Origin of the sequence: Streptomyces sp. A012304, assembly GCF_026008495.1 — a bacterium.
In the GTDB taxonomy this organism is placed as follows: domain Bacteria; phylum Actinomycetota; class Actinomycetes; order Streptomycetales; family Streptomycetaceae; genus Streptomyces.
In genome coordinates this window covers 20,953-31,029 of the sequence record NZ_BQUN01000100.1, presented here as the reverse complement: position 1 = coordinate 31,029, position 10,077 = coordinate 20,953, and the positions used below count along the sequence as shown (strand labels likewise).

At 67.9% G+C, this 10,077-nt stretch carries 8 protein-coding genes and 4 pseudogenes; 5 read left to right on the top strand and 7 right to left on the bottom strand.

Features of this window, described 5'->3' with window-relative positions:
- The 3 genes from ALMP_RS25430 to ALMP_RS25420 form a co-directional block, all read right to left on the bottom strand.
- Positions 1–1,054: IS630 family transposase (locus ALMP_RS25430; RefSeq protein ID WP_264932151.1), on the bottom strand; the 1,054-nt coding region annotated here is incomplete at its 3' end.
- Positions 1,055–1,090: 36 nt separating this feature from the next.
- Positions 1,091–1,423 (bottom strand): glyoxalase superfamily protein, encoded by a 333-nt coding sequence (locus tag ALMP_RS25425; RefSeq protein ID WP_264932149.1) that lies wholly within the window; start codon positions 1,421–1,423, stop codon positions 1,091–1,093.
- 48 nt (positions 1,424–1,471) lie between these two features.
- Positions 1,472–2,395: a LysR family transcriptional regulator gene (locus ALMP_RS25420; protein WP_264932147.1), complete on the bottom strand. Its 924-nt coding sequence runs from the start codon at positions 2,393–2,395 to the stop codon at positions 1,472–1,474.
- Between the two features lie 125 nt (positions 2,396–2,520).
- Between ALMP_RS25420 and ALMP_RS25415 the strand changes: the two genes are divergently transcribed.
- The 3 genes and pseudogenes from ALMP_RS25415 (at position 2,521) to ALMP_RS25410 (ending at position 4,800) form a co-directional block, all read left to right on the top strand.
- A complete protein-coding gene (locus ALMP_RS25415; RefSeq protein ID WP_264932145.1) occupies positions 2,521–3,642 on the top strand; it encodes an FAD-dependent monooxygenase in 1,122 nt (373 codons plus the stop codon).
- Positions 3,643–3,661: 19 nt separating this feature from the next.
- Positions 3,662–3,899, top strand: a pseudogene (locus ALMP_RS44175) (IS630 family transposase); the annotation flags it as partial.
- Between the two features lie 70 nt (positions 3,900–3,969).
- Positions 3,970–4,800: a squalene/phytoene synthase family protein gene (locus ALMP_RS25410; protein ID WP_264932143.1), complete on the top strand. Its 831-nt coding sequence runs from the start codon at positions 3,970–3,972 to the stop codon at positions 4,798–4,800.
- A gap of 174 nt (positions 4,801–4,974) precedes the next feature.
- On the opposite strand, the gene ALMP_RS25405 is transcribed toward ALMP_RS25410, so the two are convergent.
- From ALMP_RS25405 to ALMP_RS25395, 3 genes and pseudogenes are all read right to left on the bottom strand, one after another.
- The gene (locus tag ALMP_RS25405; protein ID WP_264932220.1) at positions 4,975–5,487 is read right to left on the bottom strand and encodes a hypothetical protein; all 513 of its coding nucleotides are present in this window, start codon (positions 5,485–5,487) and stop codon (positions 4,975–4,977) included.
- An 89-nt stretch (positions 5,488–5,576) separates the two neighbouring features.
- Positions 5,577–5,909 (bottom strand): annotated as a pseudogene (locus ALMP_RS25400) (ISAzo13 family transposase); the annotation flags it as partial.
- Positions 5,910–6,233: 324 nt separating this feature from the next.
- Positions 6,234–7,055: a lipase family protein gene (locus ALMP_RS25395; protein WP_264932141.1), complete on the bottom strand. Its 822-nt coding sequence runs from the start codon at positions 7,053–7,055 to the stop codon at positions 6,234–6,236.
- Positions 7,056–7,237: 182 nt separating this feature from the next.
- On the opposite strand from ALMP_RS25395, the pseudogene ALMP_RS44445 reads away from it, so the two are divergent.
- Positions 7,238–7,354: pseudogene (locus ALMP_RS44445) on the top strand (IS3 family transposase); the annotation flags it as partial.
- A 145-nt stretch (positions 7,355–7,499) separates the two neighbouring features.
- A pseudogene (locus ALMP_RS25390) lies at positions 7,500–7,743 on the top strand (MATE family efflux transporter); the annotation flags it as partial.
- 1,172 nt (positions 7,744–8,915) lie between these two features.
- On the opposite strand, the gene ALMP_RS25385 reads toward ALMP_RS25390, so the two are convergent.
- Complete coding sequence (locus ALMP_RS25385) at positions 8,916–9,959, bottom strand: SGNH/GDSL hydrolase family protein (protein ID WP_264932140.1); 1,044 nt, start codon at positions 9,957–9,959, stop codon at positions 8,916–8,918.
- Positions 9,960–10,077: the final 118 nt, after the last annotated feature.

Sequence of the window (10,077 nt, the reverse complement as noted above, 5' to 3'; positions counted from 1 at the left end):
GGATCATGCTGCCCTGCTCCTTGTGGCTGGCGTGGTCGGTGCCGTCGAGGGTGAAGTAGCGCAGGGCGGTGAACTGGGCCTCGATGCGGTTCAGCCACGAGCTGTTCGTAGGTGTGTAGGCGAACTCGACGTTGTTGGCCGCGGCCCAGTCGCCGACCCGGCTTTCCTTCTTCGTGGTCAGGTGCGGGGAGAAGTTGTCGAGCACGATCGCGATGCGGATCTCCGGCGGGCAGAGGCTGCGCATGTAGCGGCAGAACTCCAGGAACCTCGTCCGGTTCTTCTTCGGTTTGATGTGGCCGTAGAGCTTGTCTTTGCCGAGGTCGTAGGCGGCGAACAGGTGCCTGACCCCGTGCGGACGGGTGTAGGTCGCCCGCCTGCGGGGCCTCGGCTCCCGGTCGAGGTCCTTGTGCCGTCCTCCGCGCTCGGCCCACTGTCGGCCGGGGTGGGGCTGGAGGTTGAGCGGGCCGAACTCGTCCAGGCATAAAACGACTTCGGGTTCGCCGTGGTCGGGTATGACCTCGCCGTCGGCGATCGAGTAGAGGTGTTCGACGCGGGCTTTCTTGGCGGCGTAGTCGGGATCGCGGGAGGTCTTCCAGGTCTTTATGCGTTGAAACGACACGCCCTCCTCGCGGAGCAGGACCCGAAGGCCCTCGTGGCTGATGTCGTCGACCACCCCCTCGGCGACCAGGAAGTCGGCCAGCTTGGCCAGGCTCCAGGTCGAGAACGGCAGACCGTGCTCGGCCGGCCTGGACTTGGCGATCTTCTTGATCTCGCGCCGCTCGGGCAGGGTGAATGTCCTGGGCCGACCGCCTTTGTACTTCGGGTAGAGGGAGCCGAAGCCGTCGGCGTTGAAGTTGTGGATCACATCCCGGACCCGGTCCGCGCTGGTGAACGTCACCTCGGCGATCTTCGCCACGGGCATGCCCTGCGCGGACAGCAGCACCATCTGGGCCCGCCGCCACGTCACCACCGACCCGCTGCCCCGGCGGATGATCCGCAGCAGGCGCTGCCCCTCGTCGTCATCGATCTCGCGGACGCATACTCGCTCAGCCACCAGCACAGCTTCCCTGCCGCGGGCTGCCGGCGATGGTCATTCCGTCGGCGTGCCGATCCGAAGCCGATTGCCGTCAGGGTCGCGCAGCTCAATCTCACGCGCCCACGGAGCGTCCTTTGCCTGCACACCGAACTCGGAGGCAATGGCCTCGACATCACGGACGCGTAGGTAGACCAACGTGTCGGGACGGGCGTCGCCCTTGTGCTCCGACAAAAACAACCGCACCCCGCCCCGGGCGACCTCGACGAACGCGGGAAGTCCCGGTTCGAAGCGGTGTTCCCACTGCGCGGCGAAGCCCAGTCGCTCGTACCAGGTGACCGCCGCCGCAGCGTTCTCGACGCGAAGAATGGGAATGACTTCCTCGTCCATGGAGTCATCGTCGCAGACCGCCCAGGGCGAACGTTGCCTGATGCGGCACTAGGTTTCCGGAGGCAGTGCCGCTGCGCATTCGGCGAGCAGCCCGCGCAGCCACTTATGCCCCGGGTCGCTTTCCCGCGCCGCATCCCACCAGAAATGTTCGGCGAGTTGCGGCAGCGGGCGGGGCAGCGAGAAAGTCTTGAGCGGAAGCGGCGCCGTGTCGGCGAGCCGGGTAGGAACGACAGCGACGAGTTCCGTGCCCGCGATGATTCCGGGCAGCGACGTCATGCTCTCCACCACGAACATGCCGCGGTCGCCCAGCCAGAAACTGCTCCAGGCCGGGTCGCCCACCACCACTTCGAACTGCTCCCGGTAGCTGCGGACCCAGCGCAGCTCCCGCATGGCGGAGTCGTCCAGGGATCCGTCCACGGCGGCATTGTCGCGGTCGGCCACACCCACCCACCTGTCGGTGAAGATCTCGACATTGGACGTCATGCCCAGAATCCCGGGCGGCAGGATCAAACCATCGGTCTCGCGCAGGAGTTCACCGGCGCGGTCCGCGTCGACCCTGGGTGCGTTCAGCAGTTGGAGTTTCACTGCCGGGGCCCGCTCCATCAGTGATTTGAGCAGCGGTCCGCCCAGGACGTGCAGGACGTAGTCGGATGTCATGACGGTAAACTCGCGGCGTGAGGTTTCCGGGTCGAATTCAGCCGGAACACCCAGTACTTTCCCGACCCCTTCCAGGGCGCTGACGACACCTGGATGGATGTCCGCCGCGAACGGCGTCAACCGGTAGGAACCTCGTTGCCGCACGAGCAATTCGTCGTCGAAGAGGCGGCGTAGTCTGCCGAGCGCCGCGCTCAGCGTCGGTTGCGAGCGACCCAGCTTGCTCGCGGCACGCGAGACATTGCGTTCCGACAGAAGCGCCTCGAGCGCCACCAGCAGATTGAGATCGATATCGGCGAGACGACGTGACTTCCCCATCCCGCCACTATAGATGGCGTCAATAGTGGGCATCGGAAGATTGCTGTTGTGTCGATACCTCGCGGCGCCCAGACTGAGGCGACAAGATCAAGAAGTGAGAGAGGGAAGGCAATTTCGTGCCTGCTGTGCAGCATGTACTCGTGATCGGCGCCGGCCCCGTCGGCCTCACCGTCGCCGCCCTGTTGGCGGACGGGGGTGTCGCCGTCGATGTGGTCGAGAAGCGTGAAGCCATCACCGCCGTGGGCGCCGGACTGCTCCTGCAGAACAACGCGTTGCGAGTGATCAAGAAGGCCGGCTTGTTCAGCCGGGTGACAGAGGCAGGGCATGTACTGAACACCTTCACGATCCGTCGCGCTGATGCTGAGGGATCCGTGGTGATGCGAGAACCGTTCCCGCGTGCGTCCACGGACGCCGCCGTGCCGGGAGCGGTGGCCATCTCCCGTCCGCGATTCGCGCGGTTCCTGCAGGAACGCGTCGGCGAGGCGGGCGTCAAGCTGCGACTCGGCTGCACCTTCCGCTCCCTGCACCAACGGGGGGACAGCGTCCGGGTCGAACTGACGGACGGCTCCCACGGTGACTACGACCTGGTCATCGGCGCAGACGGAGTGGGCTCGGCGGTACGCGACGCAGCCGGCATCACCGGCGAGCGCATCACCATCAACGCGATCATCTGGCGTTTCCTCGGACCTCCCGTCGACGGCGTCGACGATCTCGACCAGATTCACGGCAGCCGAGTCGGAGGACTTCTCCCCATCGGAAAGGACGTCCTGTATGGCTTTGTGGGCGACAGCGCCACCGCACTGCCCAACTGGGCAAGCCAGAGTGCGGACGCCGCGGTCGACCGGGTCATGGGGATCATGGACGAGTTCCACGGGCCATGGGACGAGGTGAGGCGGACTTTCGACCGCGGTTCACTGCGGCCCATGCTGCAGGACGCCTACCTGGCGGATGCACCGTGGAACCGGGGCCGGATCGTCGTCATCGGCGACGCCGCGCACAACAGCCCGCCCACCTTCGCGCAAGGGGCGGCGCAAGGCCTCGAAGACGCCTTGGTACTCGCCGAATTGTTGACGGGCAGGTCCTGTGTGGACGAGCACCTCTGGGCGGAATTCCACGCTCGGCGTGTCGGCCGGGCGCGCACCGTACTGCAGGCGTCCGTCGCACGCGCCAAAGCCCCGGCCGGCCGAGGTCCGGAGGGGTTCATGGACGACGAAGCCGTCGCGCACATCATCGCGACCGCGACCTAGCTGTATTGCCCCGGACAGCCGGGTCGGCGACTGGGCCGCGGCCAACAACGTCGAGTTCGCCTACAACCTACGAACAGTTCGTGGCTGAACCGCATCGAGGCCCAGTTCACCGCACTGCGCTACTTCACCCTCGACGGCACCGACCACGCCAGCCACAGGAGCAGGGCAGCATGATCCGTCGCTACATCATCTGGCGAAACCGTCACGCCGACGATCAACGGCTACGGGCCGTAGTCGACAGGGCGAACGTTGCCTGATGCGGCACTAGATGCCGCAGGTATCCGCGATCCTCTGCTGCGTCACGCGTACAGCGCGTGCAACACATGAATGAGGGCCCGGCACAGCTCTGCCGCGCACGCCTGGTTGCGAACCCGCATGCCTTCGGCGGCCCGTCCGTACTGGGACGCACTGCTCGCCTTCACAGGATACGCCGACGACTTGGCCGACGACCCCCAAGTCGGTCTTGAAGCCAGACGTCGCCGGTACGACCGGTTCGTCAACGGGTTCTTCCGGATACTCCACGACCAGCACGATCCATCATCGCAGTCGGCGGTGCCGTCACAGCCAGGGGACGACGTGGGCGGGGCGCTCTGTCTCGCGTTCCAGGACTTCGTCCAGACCTGGCACATCGATGAGGAGTGCCTACGCGCCGCGCATCAAGCGGTCCGGAACCACCTCGTCGTCTCCGCCTACCCCACGCAGTCCGACCTGGAGCGCTACCTGCACGGCGCGTGCGGTCAGCCCACGTTGTGGCTGAGCAGCGTTCTCGAACTGACCGACGACGGCAGAACGCAGGGCGCGCTTTCCTTGGGACTCGGCGCGGGGCTTCTCGACTGCCTCGTCGACCTGCAGGAGGATCTCGGCATCGGCAAGCTCTACTTCCCGCTGGAAGACCTGCGGCGATGCGGGCTGCGACCGGCTGACATCGAAGGCGCTGTGTCCGCCCGGGAAGTCCCCGAACCGCTGTGCCGTCTGATCGACCTCCAAGTAAGTCGAGCGCGACACCATTTCTCCACCGCAGCGGCCTGGGCCCAACGGTCCCAGACCCAGGAGAGTGAGATCATCCTGGAGTGGGTCACGCAAGCGCGCCACGCCCTCGACCGCATCGCGCAGAACAAGGCGTCCCTCTTCGATGTATCCCTCAAAAGGGTCGTCTGAGCAGAGGAAGCTCTCCCGGCGAGGGATTCCTGCTCGGACGGATCGAGCTGCCCTTCGGCATCCACGCCGGCCCCGACCCATGTGCATTCACCCGCTGACGGCTGCCGGCGGGCTGATCCGCGTGCAGGGGGACCCGAACCAAGTGCTCAGGGCTCAGGGCTCAGGGCTCAGGGCTCACCTGCATGCGGCGCAGGTTATGGACCCGTAAGCCAGTACATCAGGGGGCGTCGCTGTCCTGGACGACGTGGACGCGGCCCGGGAGCGGCTGCTTTTGGGGGTGCGGGCGGCTATCGGGGCGAGCCGCTGCCAGGTGCCGACGCTGACACGGGCGAGGATGACGGTGGAGAACTGGTCGCGGGCGCCGGGGATGAGGCGGCCGCCGACGGTGACGGGTCCGTCGTAGATGACGTGGATTCGGGCCGCGCGCCCCTCGTACAGGACGGCCTCAAGGGCGGCGATGGCCGGGGTCCGCTTCGGGTCGTCCTTGTGCCGGACGGTCTCCCGGCAACGGGTGAGGTGCCGCAGGGTGTCGTCGGCCCGGTCGATCACGGCCATCAGCCGCAGCACACCGTCGAGGTCGTCGTCGAGGGCGGTGCGGCGCTCCAGTTCGGAGCCGAGGCCGACCAGGGCGTCGTGGATGCCGACGACGTCGCCGCGGTGCGTGACAGTCGGCAGGTCCTTCGCCACAGGTGGGCGTGCGGGTCGGGTCGAGGTCCGGGTGGTCGGCGTCGTCGAAGTGGCTGTCCTTGCCGACGAGGCCCGCGCCGCGGGCGAGTCAGGAAACTGCTCGACGCACACGGCATCAAGCCCTCCTCTCGCAACAGGTCGGCGACGGTGTCGGCGCTGACGCGGTGCCCTGTCCGGGTCAGCTCGCGGGCGAGGGTGCGGGTGGATTTCACCGTCCACCGCAGCGGCGACATTGGATCACCCCGCTCGTCGGGCTCGACCAGTGCCAGCAGTGCGGGCCGCAGCCCGGGGTCGAGGTCCGCGACCCGTTTGCGTCCTCCGCCTGGCCGCCGCACTCGCCTCAACGGGGCCTCGCCGGTCTCCAGCTCGAACACACCTTTGCTAACCGTCGTCTCGCTCACCCCGGCCGCCCGCGCGACGGCTCCGCCCGCCCGGCAGGTTCAGGTACTCAGTCGAGCAGGCTGAACTCGAGGCCGACGATCGGTGGTCGACGGGCACAGCACCCGGGACGCGGTGAGCCGCCGCTCGGCGAACAGATCCGAAGAGTCTGCCATCACCCGTGCCGTCACGGTGGCCGGAGGCCGGTTCGCGCCCGACGAGTCCGCTCGCCTGGGCCGCCACCGCTGGATCATCGAGCACGCCACCGCCTGGCTGTGTAATGCGTCGGCCCACGGACCCGCAGCCAGGCGATGGCCACAGCCCACCCGTCACACCACGGCTTGACCCCGGCGCGTGGCGTCGGTCGTTCAGCTGAGGTTCTTCTTCAGGGCGGCGATGTAGCTGTGCATGAAGTGGTCGCGTACTCCGTCGCTGGCGGGGGCGAGAACGTCGGCGGTCAGGCCCCGGACGCGGTCGGTGAGTCCGCCGATGAGCGGCATGGTCTCGTGGACGCGGCCGTGGGAGTCGATATACCGCAGCGCTTCGACGTGGGTGTAGGCGGGCTCCGGGGGGAGCTGGGGGACGACGTCGTTGTTGTTGACGAAGCGGTACATGCGGTTCTTGAAGCCCTTGTTGTAGGCGGCTGCGAGCAAGCGGTCGCAGGTGCGGGGCTGGCCGTAGGTGTAGACGCCGTCCGCGGCCAGGCGCGGCTCTTCCAGGTACATGCGGGCGCCGGCGAGCATGGCCAGTGCGCCGCCCAGGCTGTGGCCGGTGAACCACACGCTCTGCCCATTGGTGCGCAGCTCGGCCAGCGCGTCCTTGACAGTGGGGAAGATGGAGTCCAGCGCTTGGGCGAAGCCGTAGTGGACGTATCCGGTGTCTGCTGGGCCGCGGCTGGGCGGGGTGACGGCGTCGGAGAGCCAGTCCTTGATCTGGACCGGCTCCGTGCCGCGGAACGCCGTGACGATCATGTCGTCACTGGCCATGGTGTACGCCTGGGTGTCCTCCAGCGGGAAGGGCGGGGTGAAGCGGGTCTCGTGGTGGCGGACCTGGTCAAAACCCCACTCCCGGGCTTGCCGGTCGATGGTCGCCTCGTCCTTGTAGGCCAGGTCGCAGACCTGGGCCAGCCAGTAAGCACGCTCCAGGCTGTAGCCGCTCGAGCGATGGTCGATCCTCGTGGGTACGGCCATGGTGGCCCCCTTCTGAGTGGGTCGCGTCATCGTGAAGTCCTGCACCTGTCATAACCACGGAACGGTCCACGCGCTCGTCGCCACACCTGCCGTTCCCCCGATCGCCTTCACCGACTGCTGCGGCCGGCGGCCGTCGCCGGCCGAACCGACGGCATGAGAGCGAGCGCAGGGAGTGGCGAGTGATGACTGCCCCCTACGGCGCACCGCGCATCCACGCCGTCCTCAAGCGCGAGGGGACCGCCTGCGGCCGCAGAAGCATCGCCCGGTTGATGCGGGCCGCCGGGCTCGCCGGCCGGCACCGCAAACGCCGACACCGCACCACGCTCCCAGATCCGCACGCGGCCGACCCTCCGGACCTGGTCCTGCGCAACTTCCGCCCGACCCGACTGCGACGGACACCCGCTGGTGCGGCGACATCACCTACATCCCCACCGACGAGGGCTGAACATCGGCGTCGGCCTGCTGCACGGCCTGGACGACACCATGAGCGGCTTCCGCATCACCCTGGTCGGCTACTGGCTGATCGGCCTGCCCGCCGCCTGGCTCTTCGGGAACCTCGCCGGCCTGAAGACCGAGGTGCGTCTGGCTCGGCCTGCTCACCGGCCTCGCTGCCACCGCCCTGCTCCTGCTGCGCCGCTACCACCAGGCTCTGTCCCTGCACGCGGCCGGACAATCGACCGTCGCCTGAAACTCACCGCTTCACCGACCCCACACTCCGGAACCCATCCCGGCCCGGCGCCTTTACCTCAATCCACCATGACAATGCGCGACGAGACGACAGAGGTCAGAGCCCGCGACCAACCGACCGCAGAGCCCTGGGTCGGCGCCGCCCGCACTCAGGACCGCTCCGCCAGGGGGTCGCTACGACATGCAGACTGCTTGGTGATGGTCAATCCCCCGGTTGCGTGGAGACCTTCCCATGCAGCTAGCTTTCCGGTGAAGCTGGCCCAGTAGTCGTGTTCGTAGTCGACAGGGCTCTTCCAGCCGCACACGCTGTGCAGCCGTCGCGTGGTGCAGAAAGTCGGTGATCCAGGTCGGCCGTGTGGAGGGCAGCGACGGCGTCCTGAAGTCGCTGATCACCCCGAACACGGACGCCGGGTCCGCCACGGCTACTTCACCCACAGGACCATGCGGCGTTTGAGCACATCACGTTTCCGCGCTCGCATCAACGGCGCCGGACCCGTCTTCCTGGTCCATTACCAGCTCCTTGTTCTCCCGCTTGAGCTGGGCGACCTCGCGGCGCAACCGCTCCAGCCGCGCGAGATGTCGTCGGGGAACACCTGCGCGGCAAGCGCTCGGCAGCTACCGGATCGACTGTGCGCATGCGGGCCCGGCCGGCACCCGCGGCGAGGCGGGTTCTGCCGAGTCGCCGGCCGGGATGGTGGCGGGACCAGCGTGAGCGGGCAGTTGAAGCTGCGCTGCCGAGGGCCGGTCAATGCGCTGGGTGAGAAGATCTGATCCAGGTGACCGACGTCCCTGCGGTGGTGCGTCCGCCAGCCCTGCCGAGGCCCGCGCGAGGACGCACCCTGACAGCACGTCGGTCTCGAACCGCTCCAGTTCCTCCGCCGACGCGGGGGCCTCGTGGCTTCAGCGGGGCTCAGGGGAACTCACGGGATGTTGCACAGACCTGCGGAAACACGGCCGTTGTCCTTGGTGGAGTGGTCCGCCGTCTCAGTGAATAGGCGGTTTACCGCGACCGACTTCCCCACCGCTGAACCGGGCCGATTCCTCACGCGGAGTACCGGCACGCCTGACCGCGCACCCATGGCTGTTTCGAACTCGGCGTGGCCGCGTAGACGCCCCGACGCCGGAGCCGTCGGCCGGGGGCCGGGCTCCGGCGTCAGGGTTCGGGCCGGTGGGTCAGTGTTGGCGGAGGGCGTTGCGGATCGCTCGCTCCACCTGGACCGCGGTGTTGGCGTGTCCCGCGGCGTTGGGGTGGATCATTGTGGCGCGCTTGTTGATGGGAGCGCAGTCCACCGACGTGCCGGGGAACGTGGCGGGCCAGTAGTCCGCGGCGTCGCCGCAGATTCCTTCCATCCACTTGGTGCCCGCGGGCTGACAGACGTCGTGGCCCTCGCTGGAGGGGTAGACGTTGACGTAACGGTCGCCGAAGAACGACGAGACGCGCTGAATCGTCTTGTTCAGCGGCTTGAGGACGTCGTCACGAAGCCAGTCGATGTCGGCGTGGGTGGTCGCGCCGAGTTCGGTGAGGGACCCGCGGTCGCAGGCACTGGCCTTGGCCGGCATGATGACCGGGTAGCCGATGTTGATCACCTTGGCGTTGGGCGCGGCCTTGTGTACCTCGGCCAGCATCTCGGTGTACTCGCCCTGGACCCGGGCGAGCCTCTCCCGGACGCTCTCTACCCCCGCGGGCGGGTTGGTGAAGTACTCGCGGCAGGACTTGCCGATCGCGCCCTCTTCGAGACACTTGGGGAAGATGTCGCCGAAGGGCAGGCTGTTGCCGCCGATGGCGATGGTGACGACGTCGGTCTCGTCGTCGAGCCCGGCCCGCTTGATCTGCGTGTCCACCGCGGGCCAGCCGCCGGCAGGGGTCTGGACCGGGCTGATCGGCGTCTGCTTGACCTTGGCGATGTTCGCGATGACGGCGCTGCTGCAGGCGACGTTGGTCAGACGGACGGACTTGCCCGGCGGGGACTCGGCGAGTTCCCGTTCGACCAGGCTGGGGTAGGAGCCGCTGGTTCGGGCGCAGCCGTCCTGCGACGGATCCCCCAGCGGGGGCTGCGGGTCGCCGACGAAGACGCCGGCGGTGAACGAGTCGCCGAGCGCGGCCCATTCGTACTGGTCGGCCGCACCAGCGGAGCCGGAGGGTAAGAGCGTGGCCGCGGCGAGCGCGAGCCCGACAGCCAGGACTCGCGTGCGCGGGCGTAAGACAGGGTGTCGCATGGATCCTCCAGGATCAGTGGAAGACGTCCGGACGGTCGGAACACGACGCCCGGGGCGGAACGCACCTCAGCGGAGATCATCCGCGCCGTCACCCTGCCCTGTCCGTTGAAACGGTCGC

Excerpts from the sequence above, each read along its gene's own strand:
- ALMP_RS25420 (WP_264932147.1), bottom strand. The coding sequence starts at position 2,395 with ATGGGGAAGTCACGTCGTCTCGCCGATATCGATCTCAATCTGCTGGTG.
- ALMP_RS25425 (WP_264932149.1), bottom strand. The coding sequence starts at position 1,423 with ATGGACGAGGAAGTCATTCCCATTCTTCGCGTCGAGAACGCTGCGGCG.
- ALMP_RS25385 (WP_264932140.1), bottom strand. The coding sequence starts at position 9,959 with ATGCGACACCCTGTCTTACGCCCGCGCACGCGAGTCCTGGCTGTCGGG.
- ALMP_RS25410 (WP_264932143.1), top strand. The coding sequence starts at position 3,970 with ATGAGGGCCCGGCACAGCTCTGCCGCGCACGCCTGGTTGCGAACCCGC.
- ALMP_RS25395 (WP_264932141.1), bottom strand. The coding sequence starts at position 7,055 with ATGGCCGTACCCACGAGGATCGACCATCGCTCGAGCGGCTACAGCCTG.